At 75.4% G+C, this 15,997-nt stretch carries 14 protein-coding genes; 7 read left to right on the top strand and 7 right to left on the bottom strand.

Annotated elements, in window-relative coordinates; translation table 11 throughout:
• Positions 1-14: 14 nt before the first annotated feature.
• The 3 genes from ACYVGT_RS13790 to ACYVGT_RS13780 form a co-directional block, all read right to left on the bottom strand.
• Positions 15-1,757: a sugar ABC transporter ATP-binding protein gene (locus ACYVGT_RS13790; RefSeq protein WP_460857995.1), complete on the bottom strand. Its 1,743-nt coding sequence runs from the start codon at positions 1,755-1,757 to the stop codon at positions 15-17.
• Between the two features lie 298 nt (positions 1,758-2,055).
• A complete protein-coding gene (locus tag ACYVGT_RS13785) occupies positions 2,056-3,147 on the bottom strand; it encodes a substrate-binding domain-containing protein (protein WP_460857993.1) in 1,092 nt (363 codons plus the stop codon).
• Between the two features lie 227 nt (positions 3,148-3,374).
• Positions 3,375-4,547, bottom strand: a complete 1,173-nt coding sequence (locus tag ACYVGT_RS13780; protein WP_460857991.1) for an ROK family transcriptional regulator — start codon at positions 4,545-4,547, stop codon at positions 3,375-3,377.
• A gap of 141 nt (positions 4,548-4,688) precedes the next feature.
• On the opposite strand from ACYVGT_RS13780, the gene ACYVGT_RS13775 reads away from it, so the two are divergent.
• From ACYVGT_RS13775 to ACYVGT_RS13760, 4 genes are all read left to right on the top strand, one after another.
• Positions 4,689-5,075, top strand: a complete 387-nt coding sequence (locus ACYVGT_RS13775; protein WP_460857988.1) for an amidohydrolase family protein — start codon at positions 4,689-4,691, stop codon at positions 5,073-5,075.
• 501 nt (positions 5,076-5,576) lie between these two features.
• Positions 5,577-6,623, top strand: coding sequence for a hypothetical protein (locus tag ACYVGT_RS13770; RefSeq protein WP_460857985.1), 1,047 nt, complete (start codon positions 5,577-5,579; stop codon positions 6,621-6,623).
• A 152-nt stretch (positions 6,624-6,775) separates the two neighbouring features.
• Positions 6,776-7,693 (top strand): alpha/beta fold hydrolase, encoded by a 918-nt coding sequence (locus tag ACYVGT_RS13765; RefSeq protein ID WP_460857983.1) that lies wholly within the window; start codon positions 6,776-6,778, stop codon positions 7,691-7,693.
• Between the two features lie 65 nt (positions 7,694-7,758).
• Positions 7,759-8,376: a GNAT family N-acetyltransferase gene (locus ACYVGT_RS13760; protein WP_460857981.1), complete on the top strand. Its 618-nt coding sequence runs from the start codon at positions 7,759-7,761 to the stop codon at positions 8,374-8,376.
• Between the two features lie 591 nt (positions 8,377-8,967).
• Here ACYVGT_RS13760 and ACYVGT_RS13755 read toward each other — a convergent pair.
• Together ACYVGT_RS13755 and tcuA are read right to left on the bottom strand one after the other, a co-directional pair.
• Positions 8,968-9,612 carry a GntR family transcriptional regulator gene (locus ACYVGT_RS13755; protein ID WP_460857979.1) on the bottom strand — a complete coding sequence of 215 codons (645 nt, stop codon included), beginning with the start codon at positions 9,610-9,612 and terminating at the stop codon, positions 8,968-8,970.
• A gap of 77 nt (positions 9,613-9,689) precedes the next feature.
• Positions 9,690-11,210: an FAD-dependent tricarballylate dehydrogenase TcuA gene (gene tcuA / locus ACYVGT_RS13750; protein ID WP_460857978.1), complete on the bottom strand. Its 1,521-nt coding sequence runs from the start codon at positions 11,208-11,210 to the stop codon at positions 9,690-9,692.
• A 141-nt stretch (positions 11,211-11,351) separates the two neighbouring features.
• On the opposite strand from tcuA, the gene ACYVGT_RS13745 reads away from it, so the two are divergent.
• Genes ACYVGT_RS13745 through ACYVGT_RS13735 form a run of 3 tightly spaced genes read left to right on the top strand, consistent with a single transcriptional unit; the run spans position 11,352 to position 14,630 of the window.
• The gene (locus ACYVGT_RS13745; RefSeq protein ID WP_460857976.1) at positions 11,352-12,392 is read left to right on the top strand and encodes a Bug family tripartite tricarboxylate transporter substrate binding protein; all 1,041 of its coding nucleotides are present in this window, start codon (positions 11,352-11,354) and stop codon (positions 12,390-12,392) included.
• Positions 12,389-13,069, top strand: a complete 681-nt coding sequence (locus tag ACYVGT_RS13740) for a tripartite tricarboxylate transporter TctB family protein (RefSeq protein ID WP_460857973.1) — start codon at positions 12,389-12,391, stop codon at positions 13,067-13,069. The genes ACYVGT_RS13745 and ACYVGT_RS13740 overlap by 4 nt, the downstream gene beginning before the upstream one ends.
• 1 nt (position 13,070) lies before the next feature.
• Positions 13,071-14,630: a tripartite tricarboxylate transporter permease gene (locus ACYVGT_RS13735; RefSeq protein WP_460857971.1), complete on the top strand. Its 1,560-nt coding sequence runs from the start codon at positions 13,071-13,073 to the stop codon at positions 14,628-14,630.
• 75 nt (positions 14,631-14,705) lie between these two features.
• On the opposite strand, the gene ACYVGT_RS13730 is transcribed toward ACYVGT_RS13735, so the two are convergent.
• Together ACYVGT_RS13730 and ACYVGT_RS13725 are read right to left on the bottom strand one after the other, a co-directional pair.
• Complete coding sequence (locus ACYVGT_RS13730) at positions 14,706-15,101, bottom strand: DUF4440 domain-containing protein (RefSeq protein ID WP_460857968.1); 396 nt, start codon at positions 15,099-15,101, stop codon at positions 14,706-14,708.
• 132 nt (positions 15,102-15,233) lie between these two features.
• Positions 15,234-15,911, bottom strand: coding sequence for a maleylpyruvate isomerase N-terminal domain-containing protein (locus tag ACYVGT_RS13725; RefSeq protein WP_460857966.1), 678 nt, complete (start codon positions 15,909-15,911; stop codon positions 15,234-15,236).
• Positions 15,912-15,997 lie beyond the last annotated feature (86 nt).

Here is a 15,997-nt window from a genome sequence, read left to right as displayed (position 1 = left end):
ACCGGGGGCAGCGGTCATGGCGCGCCGCCCGGGCCGGCGGGGGCGGAGTCCGCGGCTGCCGCGGGCAGACCGGCGGCGGCTCCCGGGGCCTCGGCCGCGTCGGCGTCGGCGCGGGTGACGTGCAGGGCGCTGGCGATCAGGGTCTCCTCGGTCAGCCGGCCGCCCGACACCTCGTCCACCACCCGGCCCTCGAACAGGACCAGCACCCGGTCGCACACCTCCACCAGTTCGCGGTCGTCGCTGGAGCCCAGCACGACCGCGGCGCCGCCCGCCGCCAGATCGGCGACGACGTCGAACATCTCCGCCTTCGCGCCCAGGTCGATGCCCTTCGCCGGGTCGTCCATGAGCACCAGCCGCGGCTCGGTCGGGAACCACTTGCCCACGACGACCTTCTGCTGGTTGCCGCCGGACAGGGTGGCGACCGGGTCGTCCAGCGACCCGTAGCGGGTGCCGATCTGCTCCGCCGTGCGCTGCGCTTGCGCGGCCTCCCGGCGCCGGGACAGCGCCAGCCCGAACCGGGCGCGGCGGCCCACCGACGGCAGCGCCAGGTTCTCCAGGATCGGCCGGCCCAGGGCCAGCCCCTGCGCGCCCCGGTTGCCCGGCACGTAGGCGATGCCGGAGCGCACGGCCTGCTTCGGCGAGCGCGGATGCACCTCCCGGCCGTCCAGCAGAACCCGGCCGCCGGTGCGCCGCACCGCGCCGAACAGCGCGGCGAGCAGCTCCGACTGGCCCTGGCCCTGCAGCCCGCCCAGCCCCAGCACCTCACCCGGGCGCACCGCGAAGGACACCCCGTGCAGCCGGTCCCCGGCAAGGTCGTGCACCTCCAGCAGGGGCCGCGCTGCGGAGTCGGGGGCGGCGGGGGAGGCCGCCCCTGCCGGCCCGGTAGGGCCCTCCCCGGTGCCCGCCCCGTGTTCGGGTGCGCCGTCCTCGGCACCGGGGAGGAGGTCGTCGGCGGCGGGGAGCTCCGCGGCGGCCGCGGCCGGGCCCTTCGCTGCTCCGTCTGCCGCGGCGCCGCCGCGGCCCGACATCAGGTCGACCAGAGCGCGCTCGGGCACCGACGCCACGTCGACGTCGGCCACCGCGGCGCCGTTGCGCATCACCGCCGCCCGGTCGCACACGGCCGTGATCTCGGCCAGCCGGTGCGTGATGAACAGGACCAGTACGCCGCGTTCGCGCAGCTCGCCGACCACGTCGAAGAGCACCTCGACCTGGCGCCGCCGCAGCGAAGCGGTCGCTTCGTCCAGCACCAGCACGCGCGGCTCGCGCACCAGCGCCTTGCAGATCTCCACCACCTGGCGCTCGCCCGGGTCGAGGCCGGCGGTGCGCTCCTCGGTCGGCACCCGCCCGCCGAACGCCGGTGCGAACCGCTCCAGCCACGGCACCGCCCGGGCGCGGGCCGCCCTCCGGCTGCGCATCCCCAGCCGGCTCGGCTCGACGCCCAGCACCAGGTTGTCCAGCACCGGGAACTCTTCGATCAGGGAGAGCTCCTGGTAGACCGCCGCCACCCCCGCCGCGAGGGTGTCGCGCGGACCGCGCGGCCGCAGCGGTGCACCGTCCAGCTCGACGGTTCCGGCGTCCGGTGCAACCACCCCGGTCAGGACTTTGAGCAGCGTCGACTTGCCCGAGCCGTTCGGGCCGAGCACCGCATGCACGGTGCCTGCGCGCGCGGTGAAGTCGGCGCCGTCCAGCGCGGTCACCCCGCCGTAGCGCTTGTGCAGTCCGCTCATCCGCAGCAGCGGCGGCCCTTCGGTCTCCACAGTGTTCTCCGGTTCTCCGTGTGCTCTGTGTGGCGGGCTCCGCGCCCGGGGCGCCGCCCGGCCCTCCCCGCTCGAGGGCCGGGCGCGCCCGCACCGCCGGGCCGGGAGCGGCCCGGGGCGGCTCTGCGGCGGCTAGGGCGTATTTGGTGGACACCTGTCCTGCTGCGCGGCGCCCTGGCACGCCCCTCGCTGCGTTCTCCTCAATCGAGGAGGAAAACCCGCCCTGACTCCTTCGTCGGCCTTGCGATGGGTGCACCGCCGACACCGCTCGCGACGAACGCCATTCACCAAACACGCCCTACCCGAAGTAGCCGTCGGCCTCCTCGGGGGTGAGCGCGGTGTCCACGGCGTAGGCGTCGGGCTCGTCGGAGACCTCGTCGAACTGGGCGTCGAAGTTGTCGTCGGTGACCGTCTCCGGCATCGGCAGGAACAGCGAGTTGCCGTCCAGAGCGTCGCCGGCGAACTCCTGGCCCTGCAGCATCCGGATCACCACGTGCAGCGCCGAGACCGACACCGAGGGCGGGTTGGGCGTGCCGATGGAGGTGTACTCCGGAACGTCCTCGCGCATCTCGGCCCACTTCTTCATGAAGCCGACGCGCGCCTCGCCGGTGATGGCGACCTCGTCCTCCAGCCCTTCGGCCTCCAGCGCCTGGAACGCGCCGAGCGCCATGCCGTCCTGCACGAACACGCCGTCCACGCCGGGGTTGCTGGCCAGCAGGTCGCGGGTGACGGTCTGGCCCTGGCTCTGGTCCCACTCGGCGAAGTCGGAGGCGACCACGTCGACACCGGCCTCCTCGAAGACGGCGGAGGCGCCGCCCCACCGGTCTTCGTTGGCTGGGTGGCCGTCGATGCCGTTGACGGCGACGATCTCGCCGCCGTCGCCGACCTCCTCGGCGAGCCACTCGGCCGAGATCGAAGCCCATTCGGCCTGGTCGATCACGACGTTGGTGACATCCTCGGACTCCACGGCCTGGTCGATGGCGACGATCTTGATGCCCTGGCCGGCGGCCTCGGCGAACACCTGGTCCAGCGCGGTGGGCGAGTTGGGGTTGACGATGATCGCGTCGACGTCGGAGCGGATGAGGTTGCGGATCTGCTGGATCTGCCCGTTGACGTCGACGTCGGCGCTCTCCACGACGAGCTCGTCGACGATGCCCTCGGCCTCGTACTCGCCGAACGCCTCCTCCAGCACGGAGAGCATCTGCTCGCGCCACTCGCTGCCGATGAAGCCGTTGCTCACGCCGATCGTGAACGGGCCGTCGGCGCCGCCCTCTCCGCCGCCCGACTCGGGCGTGCTGCACGCGGTCGCGGCGAAGACGAGGCCGGCGGCCGCCGCAGCGGCGAGGGGACGGGCGCCGAAGGTGCTGCGCCAGTGGGGGGTCGGACCCATGGGGGCCTCCTGGGAAGACGGAAGAAGGACGGCGGAGCGGGGGGCGGGGCGCGCCTCGGGGAGGGAGCCGGGCCGGACGGGACAGCGGGGGCCGGCGGCTGCAGGGGCCGCCGCGGGGTCGGGGGGATCGGAGTAGGAGCGCGAGGACGGGGGATCGGGGGAGGACGGACTCGGGGCTCGGTGCTACTCGGCGCCGCAGGCTGCTGCGGCGGGGCTGCCGGCGCAGGTCAGCGGGCGCCGGCCGGTGCCCGCGCGGCCAGGGCGCGGTCGATCTGCTCGGGGGCGAGGACGTGGTCGATGGCGAGGCGGCCGGCGCCCACGGCGCCGCCCTGCTCGCCCGCTGCGCTGGGCAGCACCGCCAGGCGGTGCGTGGCCAGCGGAAGTGAGCGCTGGTAGACGGCTTCCCGGACGCCTGCGAGCAGCGGCTCGTGCGCGGTGGCGAGTACGCCGCCGACGACGATGGCCTCCGGGTTGAAGAAGTTGACGAGGCCGGCGAGGACGTCGCCGATGTCGCGGCCGGCGCCGCGCACGAGCCGCACGGCGGCGGGATCGCCGTCGGCCACCCGCGCGACGACGGCGCGGCCGTCAGCGGCCGGGGTGCCGGCGGCGGTGAGCCGGGCGGCCAGCGCTGCACCGCCCGCGACCGCCTCCAGGCAGCCGGTGTTGCCGCAGCGGCACGGCACGTCGTCGGCGCCGGGTACCCGGATGTGCCCGATGTCGCCGGCGCAGCCCTGCGCACCGCGGTGCAGCCGGCCGCCCGCGATGATGCCGCAGCCGATGCCGGTGCCGACCTTGACGAACAGCAGGTCCCGGGCGCCGTGGCCGTCCCGGCTCTCGCCCAGCGCCAGCGCGTTGACGTCGTTGTCCACGAGCACCGCGACGCCGTACCGCTCGGCGAAGCGCTGCGGGACCGGGTACTCGTGCCAGCCGGGCATGATCGGCGGGTTCACCGGTCGGCCGGTGGCGAATTCGACCGGCCCGGGCACCCCGATGCCGATCGCTCTGAGGTGCTCCACCGGGCGCCCGGTGCGTTCCAGCAGCCCGAGCATCCGCGCCTCGACGTGGTCGAGCACGGCCTCCGGCCCGTCGGTGATCTGCACCGGGTCCTCGACGTCGGCCAGCAGCGCGCCGCCGATGTCCAGCAGTGCGACCCGGCAGTGGGTGGCGCCGAGGTCGACGCCGACGACGCAGTTGCGGTCGGTGTTGAGGCGCAGGACCCGCGGCGGGCGGCCACCGGTCGAGGCGCCGGACGCGCGCTCCTCGACGAGGCCGTGCGCAATGAGGGTGTCCACGCGCTGGGCCACGGTCGACCGGGCCATGCCGGTCTGCCGGGCGAGCTCGGCCCGTGTGCCGGCGTCGCCCCGGCTGATGAGGTCGAGCACGTCGCCCGGTGAGTTCACCGGATCCTCCCAGGGGGTGCGGAGCGGGGGGCCGGCGCCGCCCGTAGGCGCCGCCGGTGTGATCCACGGCACGAAAGTACGGCCAGTTCGGCCGACCGTCAATACCCCTTCTGACGACAATCGATAAAAGTCAGCGACCATGTGCCCTTTAGGCGGTCGAAGCCCGCCGCGGCCCGCGGCGGCCTCGGGCAGTGGCGCGAGCAGATGCATCAGCGCCTCATCGAGGCCGCTGACGCCGGCGTGCCCATCGTGGCCGGCAGCGACGCTGCTGTCCCGGGGCTGCGGTTCGGCTCCGGCCTGGTCGCCGAGGTCGAGGCCCTCGCGCGGGCGGGACTGGGTGCGCGTGCGGCGCTCCAGGCAGCCACGGTGACCGCCGCGCAGGTGCTGGGCCGCGCCGACACCGGCGTGCTGGCGGCCGGCCGGGCCGCCGACCTGCTCGTCGTCGACGGCGACCCGCTCGCCGACCCGGCAGCCCTGCGGCGAGTGCGCTCGGTCTGGCGCGCGGGACGGGCGGTCTCTGCGTCCTGAGCGGCTGGTGCCCGTCCTCCGCCGGCGTGCCGCAGTCGGGGCCGACCGGGCGGGCGTCCGGCCGAGCGGGCAGGAATGGGGCGGGCCGGACTCGCGGTTCCACCGCCGCCCCGCGCACCCCGGAGCCCCGGCGCCGCGCCCTGGGGCGCGGTAGGCGGACCGCTGTCCTGCTGCTTCTCGCCCTGGCATGCTCCTCGCGGCGCTCTCCTCCCCTCCACAGGGAAACCTGCCTGACTGCTTCGTCGGCCGTGCGGCGGGTGCACCTCCGACACCGCTCGCGGCAAACGCCGTCCGCCAAAGCGCCCGTGCCGCTACGCCGCCCTTCGCCGAAAGGGGCGCCCGTGTCGGCAGGCGGGCGGGGTGACCGGGGCGGCATCATCCCCTCCGCTGGCCGCCCCGCGTCGAAAGTCCGGTCCGCTCACCCGAGCGGGCGACCGAGGGCGCACCGTCGGCGACCGATGGCGGATGTCCGGGCGGGTTGCGCGTTCCTAGCGTCGGATTATGGACTCCACACCTGCCCGGGCACGCCCCGGAACCCGCGGCGCCGCGCTCCTGCCGGCCGCCGGGCTGCTGCTCCTCGCACCGGTCTCCGCCGAGCTCCTCAGCGCCTACGACGACAGCACCGGTGCGCCGCTCGCCCTGCTGGCGGCGCTGGTGTTCTTCGTCCCGCTCTACGGCGTCCCGGCGCTGCTCATCCGGGAGGCGGCCCGCCGGTTCGGGATGGGCTGGCCCGGCATCCTCGCACTCGGCCTCGCCTTCGGCATCCTGCAGGCCGGCGTCATCGACCAGTCGCTGTTCAACCCGGCCTACCGCGATATCGACTACTGGCCGGCGATGGTCAGGCCGACCTCCCTCGCCGCGCTCGGGCTCAGCGGCCACACCGCACTGGTGTTCGTCGCGGGGCACGCCGTGTGGAGCATCGGCGCGCCGATCGCGGCCGTGGAAGCTGCGGCGCGGCGGGAGCTGCGCAGCCGGCCGTGGCTCCCCGGCTGGGCGTGGCTGGTCCTCCTTCCGCTGTGGACCGCCGCCGCAGCGGCGATCCTCTCCTCCACCCTCGCCGCCGAGACCGCCCGCGCCGCGCCGGCGCAGATCACCGGAGCACTGGCCGCCGTCGCCGCCCTGGCAGCCCTCGCCGCGACCGCCGGCCGCCGCCGCGCTCCGCGCCGGAACGGCCCGGCGCCGCGCCCGGTGGCCGTCCTCGCGGTGCTGGCCGCGGCCGGACTCGCCTTCGACCTCCAGGCCGCGACCTGGCCGGGGACCGCGTTCGGCGCCGCCGTGCTCGCCGCTGCGTGGGCCGCCCTGGCCTGGTGGGGGAGGGCCGGCGGCTGGACGGAGCTGCACGCCGGTGCGGCTGCCTGCGGCGTCCTGCTCTCCCGCGCGGTCATCGGCTTCCTCGCCGAACCGCTCGGCGATGTCGCGCCGGTGGCCAAGTACGGCCACAACACGGTGCTGTTCCTCCTGGTCGCGTCGGTGGCTGCGGCAGTACTGCTGCGCTCGCGTGCGGAGCGCCGGGCGGAACCCGAAAGCCGTAGTGACCAATATGATTAGTATGGTCACTAAGGAGGATCCGCCCGCGGAGAGCGGTGGCCGCACGGCGGCAGTCGAGATCGCGGAGCGCCGCCGGCCTGCCGGCGGCGGCATCCACCGCGACGGGAACCGGACCTGCGCCAGAACGCCCGCACCGACGAAAGCGAGACGCCATGACGGCCGCCGCCACCCCCTTTCCCGAGCCGACCACCGTCCCCGCCTCCGGCGGCCCGCTCCGCCTCTACCAGGCCGGACCCGAAGGCACCGGGCCGCCGGTCCTGCTGCTGCACGGCGCCATGCTCGACACCGCCCCGCTCATCTGGCACTCGCTCTTCTGGCACCTGGCGCGGACGCGCCGCGTGCTGGCCGTCGACATGCCCCGGCACGGCGGATCCCGGCCGTGGGAGGGCGTCCTCGACCAGCCGGCGATGGAGCGGATGGTCGACGACCTCCTGAAGCACGCCGGCATCGAGCGGGTCGCCCTGGTCGGGCTGTCCATGGGCGGGGGCGTCTCGGTGGGCTATGCCCTGCGCAGCCCCGAGCGCGTGGCCGCGCTGGTTGCACTGGCCCCGGGCGGGGTCGAGAGCCGCCGCGCGCTGCAGCACACCACCTGGCGGTTCCTCCAGTCGGAGCGCCACCTGCGCCGGTGGAACCGCTGGCTGTTCCACCCGGCCGCCCTGCGCTGGTCGATGCGCTTCCACCTCACCGCGGGGGCGCGCACCCCGGGGTTCGAGCGCTTCATGGAGCTGACCTTGCAGGAGGCGCGGCGCCGCCTCGACGCCGGCGAGCGCGCGCTCGACGACTGGCAGATCCACTCCTACGGGCCGCGCGCCATGGCCCTCGACTTCGGGCCGCGCCTCCCCGGCCTGGCCGTACCCTCGCTGTGGCTGCACGGAGAGCACGACATCGCCGTCTCCGGCGCCGCGGTCCGCCGCGCCGCCGCCCTCGCCCCGCGCGGACGCTTCGCCCGGATCGACGCGGCCGGCCACCTCTCCCCGCTCGACCGGCCCGCGGAGGTCAACGACCTCGTGGGCGGCTTCCTGGACGCGGAACTCGGCGTGCCGGGAGCGGTACCGGAAACGGGTGCCTAGGACGCGTCCACACGTGTCCGAGCGGCTCGGATACCCTTTCCGGCGCACGGAGAGAGAGGGCGCAGATGGACGGTGGACCGCAGATTGCAGCAGCACCCGGGCCGGAGAGCGGAGGCGCTGCGGGGCTCGGGCACGCGCCGCCAGCAGTGCGCACGGCGCACGAGGGCGACGCCGCGGCCCTCGTCGCGCTGATCAACTCCGCCTACCGGGGCGAGGGCTCCAAGCAGGGCTGGACCACTGAGGCCGACCTCCTCGGCGGCCAGCGCATCGACGCCGCAGGCGTCCGGGAGCTGCTCGCCCAGCCGCGGACCGCCGTGCTGGCGGTCGACGGAGACGGCGGCGGGATCACCGCGTGCTGCGAGGTGAAGGGCGACGCAGACAGCGCGGACGGCAGCGGGGACGCCTACTTCGGCATGTTCTCAGTCGGCCCCGCGGCGCAGGGCCGCGGACTCGGCGGCATCCTACTGGCCGAAGCCGAGCGCTACGCCGCCGGCACCTGGGGCGCGCGCCGGATGCGGATGCTCGTCATCCGCCAGCGCGCCGAGCTCATCGCCTGGTACGAGCGGCGCGGCTACGCCCGCACCGGCCGGACCGAGCCCTTCCCCTACGGCGACGAGCGCTTCGGCCTGCCCCGCCGCGACGACCTGGAGTTCATCGAGCTCACCAAGGACCTCGCCGCCTGACCGCGGTCCGGCCGGAGCGCATCGGGTCCGGCAGCGAGCCCGCAGCGGCGGCCCTCCCGGCCCGGCCGGGGTCGAGGGACCTGCCCTGCGCCGCGGGGATACGGAGCGCACGTCCGGGCGGCCTCCGGGCCGGCGCCGCGGGCCGCGGGCCGGTCTCGGGTGTCTCCTCCCGGCGCCGGCCGGATCCCTGCCCCGCGCACGGTGCAAAGGCGCGTTCAGAAGAGCGTCCCGGGCGGCGCGGGCCGCCAGTGCGGAGCCCGGTGCACGGTGCGGATCGCCGGCGCGGATGGGCGCGACGGCCCCAGGGGCGGCCATCGGGCAGGACGTGCTCGCGCGCGGGAGTTGAAGGGCGTGCGGTCGGGATCGGCGCCGGCCAGCGCCGCGTTCCGCTGCTCCGCGGGCGGGGGCAGGGTCTTGCCGGTGCAGGGCGGAGCCGGGGCCGCTGCCCCCGAGCGCAGCCGGTGCGGTGCGCTCGGAGGAGCGCTCCACCGGGAGGCGTGCTGCCGCTGCTGCCGGCCCGTGCCCGGCTGCCCGCCGCCTCGGGGCGCGGGCGGATGCGCCGGCGGGCGCTCGGCCCGTGCTCGGTCCGCGCTACGGGGCCCGGCTGGATGCCTGGTCGCGGAGGATGCGGACGCGGATGTCGCGGGCGGTGCGCATGTGGTCGCGCGCGATGGCGGCCGCCGCGTCGGTGTCGTGCTCGGCGATGGCGGCGACCAGGCGTCCGTGTTCCTCGAGCGCCTCCGCCCAGCGGCCCTGTACCGACAGCGTGGAGTGCGGCGTCGAGACCAGGTGGATCGGCAGCCGGCGCAGCAGGTCGGCGTGGACCGGGTTGTGCGCCGCCTGCCAGACCGCCTCGTGGAACTCCAGGTTGGTGGAGGCGCGCGTCGCGTCGTCCGGGTCCTCCAGCGCCCGGTCCCGGGCCAGCAGCCCCTCAAGGCGGGCCAGGTCGGCCAGGCCGCGGGCGCGCGCCGCCTGGCGTGCGGCCTCCGCCTCCAGCAGGATGCGGGCCTCGTAGATCTGCATGACCTCCTCGGGCCCTGGCGTGCGCACGTGCAGCCCGCGCGCGCCGCTCTCCAGAAGGCGGTCGTGCTGGAGGCGGCGCAGCGCCTCGCGCACCGGGGTGCGCGAGACGCCGAACCGCTCGGCCACGGCCACCTCGCGCAATGCCGCGCCCAGGGGGACGGCGCCGGTGAGGATGTCGGCCCGCAGCTGCTCGTAGATGCTGGTCGCGTTCAACCGTCCTGCCGCCGTCCCTCGTGATCGTCGTGTCCGTGCGGGCGCCGCCGCCCAGCCCTGCTGCCGAGCGGTCCTGTTCAGGCCAGGGTCCCCGCGCGCCGCCCGAAGACGGCACCCGAGGTGAGCCCGGAACCGCCCGGGTAGTTGCCGCTGAAGAGTCCTCCCAGCATCTCACCGCAGACGAGCAGGCCCGGCACGGGCTCGCCCCGGGTGTCCAGAGCGCGCCCCTGGTCGTCGGCGCGCAGCCCACCGAAGGTGAACGTGATGCCGCAGGTGACCGGGAAGGCGTAGAACGGCGCACGCTCGATCGGGTGCGCCCAGTTGCTCTTCGGCGGTTCCACCGGGGCCGCGCGGCCGTCCTTCACCGACGGGCGGAACGGCACCGACCGGTCGATCGCCGCGTTGAATCCGCGGACCTCGGCCGCGAACGCCTCCTCGGGCACCCCCATCTCCCGGGCCAGCCCTTCCAGGGTGCGGGCGGTGACGACACTGGTGCCCTCCGGGTCGTACTCCTCGGTGCGCAGCATCGGGCGCAGGTCGGTGTCGAACACCTGGAAGGCGCGCCCGCCCGGCTGGCGCAAGATCTCGGCGCCGTACTTGGCGTAGGTGTAGTTGCGGAAGTCGGCGCCCTCGTCGACGAACCGGCGGCCCTCGGCGTTGACCACGATTCCCAGCGGGTAGCTCTGCCGGGTCAGGGTGTTGGTGCGGGCGCGGTCGCCGCCGCCGGGCGGGCCGGCCACGTCCCAGGCGACGCTGTGGCAGGTCGACCAGTCGCCGCCGGCCGCGGCACCCGCCTCCAGCGCCGCGCGGAGCATGTCGCCGGTGTTCAGCGGGGTGCCGCGCACCGAGGCGCGCTCCCAGCCCTCGCCCAGGTGCTCGCGGCGCATCTGCGCGTTCGCCTCGAAGCCGCCGGCCGCCAGCACCACCGACTCGGCGCGGATCTCGCCGGAGCCGCCGTCGGCGCCGCTCCAGCGCACGCCGGCCACCCGGCCGTCCTCGAGGACCAGGCCGGTGGCGCCCACGCCGTAGCGGACCGCCACGCCGCCCGCGCGCGCCGCGGCGGCGTGCTGCTCCATCAGGCCCTTGCCGCCGCCGGTACTGCCCACGGCCAGGCCGCCGAAGAAGACGTGCCGGCCGCCGGTGTCGCGGTAGGCCTGGCGCTCGTACATGAGCCGGAAGCGCAGGCCCAGGCCGCGCAGCCAGCGCAGCACCGCCGCGCCGTCGTCGGCCAGCGCCGCGGTGAGCACGGTGTCGTTGCGGCCGCCGGTGACCCGCTTCATGTCGGCGTGGAAGTCCTCGCCGGTGTAGGCGGCCAGGTCGGTCTCGGCGTGCCGCTCGTCCGCCTCGACCAGGTCGGCGAGGTCGGCCAGGCCGCCGTGCGCGATGCGGAAGGCGCCCGCGGTGTAGAAGCTGTTTCCGCCCGACTCCGCCTCGCGGCCCTTCTCGATGAGCAGGACCCGCCGACCGCGGGCCGCGGCAGCGTGCGCGGCGCAGAAGCCGGCGTTGCCGCCGCCCACCACCACTACGTCGACCGATTCCGCCGCTGCGGAGGGTGCGGGGCCGGAAGCGGACGGTGTGCGATCGCGCTCGGTGGCCATCAACGTATCTCCCTGTGGTATTGAACACATCGGTATTTCAATGTATACAGACGCGAACAGTAAAGCACAAAGCTTCCGCACGGCTTCCCTGCGGGAGCATTCGGGATTCCTCCGGCACAGCGGTGGAAGTGGAGACGTCCGATGGCACAGCAGGACACGACTGGCCCGTCCGCCCCCCGCGGGCCCTGGCGGGCGTTAGCGCCGCGCGCCGGGCCGCTCATCGCCGCCGGCGCGGTCACCGCGGCCCTCGGGGCCGCGGCGGTCACCGGCGACGAGCGCGAGACCGGCCACGGCTTCGCCGAGGGCGAGCAGTTCCGGCTGCTCGCTCCGGCCGAGCCCGGCGGCGGCTGGGACCAGACCGCCCGCGAGATGCAGTCCGCGCTGCGCGACCAGGTCGGGCGGGTCGAGGTGTACAACGTCGGCGGCGCCGGCGGCACGATCGGCCTCAACCAGTACGCGCGGCTGCCCGCCGAGCCCACCGAGCTCATGGTGACCGGCCTGATCATGGTCGGCGCCGTGGAAACCAGCGGATCGGAGGTCAGGGTCGACGACACCACGCCCCTGGCGCGCATCACCACCGACTACGAGATCATCGTCGTCCCCGCCGACTCCCCGGTCGAGGACACCGCCGGCCTGGTCGAACTCATCCAGGACGACGTCGGCGCCGTCTCGATCGCCGGCGGATCGGCCGGCGGCGTCGAGCAGATCCTGGCCGGCCTGGTCGCCGACGAGGTCGGCGCCGACCCCGCCGAGATCAACTACATCGCCCACTCCGGCGGCGGCGAGGCGCTCACCACCGTGCTCTCCGGCCGCGCCACCGCGGCCGTCTCCGGCGTCTCGGAGATCCTGCCGCAGATCGAGGCGGGCCGGGTGCGCCCGATCGCGGTGTCGAGCACCGAGCGCCTGGAGGCGCTGCCCGACGTGCCCACCCTGATGGAGGACGGCGTCGACGTCGAACTCGCCAACTGGCGGTCGGTGCACGCGCCGGCCGGGATTACCGCCGCTGAAGAGCATCGGCTGGAGGAGCTGATCATGGCCATGGCGCAGTCGCCGGGCTGGCAGGACGCGCTCGCCCGGCGGGGCTGGGGCGACGCCTTCCTCGCCGGCGAGGACTACGAGGAGTTCCTCGCCGCGGAGCAGGAGCGCACCGCCGAGGTCCTCGCCCAGATCGGACTGGCATGAGTGCCGGCGACGCGCGCGGCCGGCGCACCCCTCCGGCCGAGGGCGCGCCCGCGGACCCCGCCGGGGCCGGCGCAGCGGATGCAGCGGAAGCCGCTCCCGCCGATGCGGCCTCGGAAAGCGCCGGCAGAGCGGGCGGCGCTGCACCCCTCGGGGAGGCCGGAGGGTCCGCACCGCCGGCGGCCGCCGCACCCGCGACGGAGGAGGAGGTCGCCGAAACCCGGCGCGGCCTGCAGGCCACCGCCGGAATCGGCGTGCTCATGGTGCTGTTCGCGGTGCTCGCCCTCGCCGACGCAGCCCGGCTCGGAAACGGCGGCGGGCTGCTCGGCGCGGCGTCCTTCCCGGTCCTGGTCGCCGTGCTGATGATCGCGGTCGGCGGCGGGCTGATCGGCACCGCGCTGCTGCGGCTGCGGACCGCCGGGCCCGCGCCGGCCGCGGTGCCGGGCGGCCCGGTGCGCCTGGCCGGGCTGGTCGGCGCCCTCGTCGCCTTCGCCCTGGCCCTGCCGCACGCCGGCTTCACGCTGTCCGCCGCGCTGCTGTTCACCGCGTCGGCGCTGCTGATGGGCGCGCCGCACCCGGTGCGCACCGCCGCCTACGGCTGGACCCTGGCCGGCCTGCTCTACCTGCTCTTCGACACCGCCATCGGGCTCAGCCTGCCCGGCGGGCCCTGGGGGTTCTGACATGGGCGACCTCGCATCACTGATGCAGGGCTTCGGCGACGCCGTTTCGCCGGCCAACCTGCTCTGGGCGCTGATCGGCGTCACCATCGGCACCGCCGTCGGCGTGCTGCCCGGCATCGGCCCGGCGCTCACCGTGGCCCTGCTGCTGCCGCTCACCTTCCGCCTCGACCCCGCCGCGGCGCTCATCATGTTCGCCGGCATCTACTACGGCGGCATGTACGGCGGCTCCACCACCTCCATCCTCCTCAACACCCCCGGTGAAAGCGCCTCCATGGTGACCGCGCTGGAGGGCAACAGGATGGCGCGGGCCGGCCGCGCCGCCGCGGCGCTCGCCACGGCCGCGATCGGCAGCTTCATCGCCGGCACGGTCGGCACCATCGGGCTCACCTTCCTGGCGCCCGTCGTCGCCGACTTCGCCGTGGGCTTCGGCCCGCCCGAGTACGTCGCCCTGATGGCGCTGGCCTTCGTCACCGTGAGCGCGCTGCTCGGCGCGAGCCTGCTGAAGGGACTGGCCAGCCTGCTGATCGGCGTCGGCATCGGCCTGGTCGGCATCGACCCGCAGAGCGGCGAGGCCCGGCTCGCCTTCGGCGTGCCCTCGCTGCTCGACGGCATCGACGTGGTCATCGTCGTGGTGGCGCTCTTCGCGCTCGGTGAGACCTTCAGCCGGGTCCTGCGGGGCGCCGGCGGAGAGACCATCGAGCCGGTCCGCAGCCGCGCGGTGCTCTCCCGGTCCGACTGGCGCCGCTCCTGGCCGGCGTGGCTGCGCGGCGCCGGGATCGGCTTCCCGATCGGCAGCCTGCCGGCCGGCGGCGCCGAAGTGCCGACCTTCCTCAGCTACAGCGCCGAGAAGCGGCTGTCCAAGCACCCCGAGCAGTTCGGCAAGGGCGCGATCGAGGGGGTCGCCGGCCCGGAGGCGGCCAACAACGCCGCGGCCGCAGGCGTGCTGGTGCCGCTGCTGACGATCGGCCTGCCCACCTCGGCGACGGCGGCGGTCATCCTCACCGCGTTCCAGTCCTACGGCCTGCAGCCCGGCCCGCAGCTGTTCAGCGAGTCCGGCCCGCTGCTGTGGACACTGATCGCCAGCCTCTACATCGGCAACGCCATGCTGCTGGTGCTCAACCTGCCGCTGGTGCGGCTCTGGGCCCGGCTGCTCACCATCCCGGCCTACGCCATCTACGCGGCGGTCATGGTCTTCGCGACCCTGGGCACCTTCGCCTCCGGCGGCACCGCGGCCGACCTGATCGTGCTGTACGCGCTCGGCCTCCTCGCGCTGCTCATGCGCACCGCGGGGATCCCGGTCGCGCCGGCCGTCGTCGGGCTGATCCTCGGCCCGCTGCTGGAGCAGCAGCTGCGCCGGGCCCTGGCGCTGTCCCAGGGCGACGTGGCGGTGCTGGTCTCCAGCCCGCTCACGGTGGTGCTCTGGGCCTTCATCGGCCTTGCCCTGCTGCTGCCGTTCGCGCTGCGCGCGGTGCGCCGCAGCAGCCCGGCGGATGCGCCGGGCGCGGACCGCGCCACGGAGGTTCCGGAGAAGGAGTCCAGCGACCAGGCGCCCAAGACCTGATCCGTCCCGATCCCGGTGCCCGGGGCCGTGCGCGGCCCCGGGCACCGGCACGTCGAGGGCCGGCGCTGGTCGCCGTCAGCCCGCGGCGATCCAGCTCTCGTGCAGGTGCTTCCAGCGCAGCCCGTTGCGGGCACTGGCTTCGCGAGTGAAGACCGCGGTGCTGCGGCGGGCCGTGGATGCGCCGGGAGACGCCTGGTGCTCCTCGTAGACCGCGACCACCAGACCGGCGTCCTCGGCGACCACCCGGGCCTCGCGCACCTCCACCGACACCGACGGTGCCGCCCCGTGCCCGGCGCCGAACCCGGCGGCGAGCCCGGCCCGGTCGGCCGTGTCCCCGCCGGGGCCGCACAGGGTGAAGTCGGGGGTGTGCCGTTCCAGGAAGCCCTCCAGTCCGCCCGGATCGGCGGATCCCTGCAGCCACGCCTCGATGAACCGGTGGTGCTCGACGATCTCGGCGACGGCGTCGTGCATGGGTCTCCTTCACTCCGGACGCGGTGCTGTTCGCTCCCGGCGGCACGGCGCGCCGGACCGGGGCAGTCCGGACGGTACCCCGTCTCGGCCCGCCCGGAGCGGAAACACCGATCCGCGCATGCCGCGGCGGGATCAGCTCAGAGCTATGCGGTTCACGCGTGCGCCGGCGAGCGCTTCGGGACCGGGGCCGCCGGGCAGCGTGCGCCCGGTGGCGGCGCGCACCGCCTCCAGCGGCAGCGGCGCTTCAGCGCCTGCCGGGAACGGCCCGCCGAACACGAGCGCTCCGACCGCGGCCAGCGCGGCACCGGTCGTCCACGGACCGCGGTCCAGCGCGTCGGCGAGGTCCAGGCCGTGCAGGACGACCTCGACGACGCGGGTGAGCAGGTAGTCGTCGAGCAGCATGGCGTCGCGGTGCCGCGTGAGCACGGTCCGCCCCGGCGGCGCCTCCGCGGCCCGGGGGAGGAGCTCCAGCCAGGCCGCCTCGAGCATGCGCACGGGCTCGCCCGGATCCGAGCGCTGCGCCGCGCCCCGCAGCGCGCTGTCCACCCGATCCCGGTCGACGTGCTCGGCGAAGCGCACCTCCGGCGTGTAGTATCCCAGCGCCGACACCTCGGCCCGCACCGGCGCCACCCCGTCCAGCATCGGCCCGAGATGCCCGATCGACGCGCCGGTGTGCACGGTCAGCGCCGCCACATCCCACGGCGCGCAGCGCGTCGGCCGCACCGCCTCGTCCTCGGTCAGTTCGCCCAGGCCCGTGACCAGGGCCCCGATCTCCCCGTCCAGCGCCGCCAGCACTTCGCTCCGCTCCATGCTCAGCACGCTAGCCGCACCCCACCCGGCAGAGAACGGCCCTCGCCGGAGTGTTGCCCGCCCCGTCCCGCCGGGGATCCGGACGA

It is taken from the genome of Nocardiopsis coralliicola, assembly GCF_054779695.1.
The sequence above is the reverse complement of the archived record's forward strand: the minus strand, read 5'-3'. Positions and strand labels throughout refer to the sequence as shown.

Coding starts and splice junctions, on each gene's coding strand:
- ACYVGT_RS13725 (WP_460857966.1), bottom strand. CDS start 15,911: ATGGAGCGGAGCGAAGTGCTGGCGGCGCTGGACGGGGAGATCGGGGCC.
- ACYVGT_RS13785 (WP_460857993.1), bottom strand. CDS start 3,147: ATGGGTCCGACCCCCCACTGGCGCAGCACCTTCGGCGCCCGTCCCCTC.
- ACYVGT_RS13760 (WP_460857981.1), top strand. CDS start 7,759: ATGGACGGTGGACCGCAGATTGCAGCAGCACCCGGGCCGGAGAGCGGA.
- ACYVGT_RS13740 (WP_460857973.1), top strand. CDS start 12,389: ATGAGTGCCGGCGACGCGCGCGGCCGGCGCACCCCTCCGGCCGAGGGC.
- ACYVGT_RS13765 (WP_460857983.1), top strand. CDS start 6,776: ATGACGGCCGCCGCCACCCCCTTTCCCGAGCCGACCACCGTCCCCGCC.
- ACYVGT_RS13735 (WP_460857971.1), top strand. CDS start 13,071: ATGGGCGACCTCGCATCACTGATGCAGGGCTTCGGCGACGCCGTTTCG.
- ACYVGT_RS13730 (WP_460857968.1), bottom strand. CDS start 15,101: ATGCACGACGCCGTCGCCGAGATCGTCGAGCACCACCGGTTCATCGAG.
- ACYVGT_RS13745 (WP_460857976.1), top strand. CDS start 11,352: ATGGCACAGCAGGACACGACTGGCCCGTCCGCCCCCCGCGGGCCCTGG.
- ACYVGT_RS13770 (WP_460857985.1), top strand. CDS start 5,577: ATGGACTCCACACCTGCCCGGGCACGCCCCGGAACCCGCGGCGCCGCG.
- tcuA (WP_460857978.1), bottom strand. CDS start 11,210: ATGGCCACCGAGCGCGATCGCACACCGTCCGCTTCCGGCCCCGCACCC.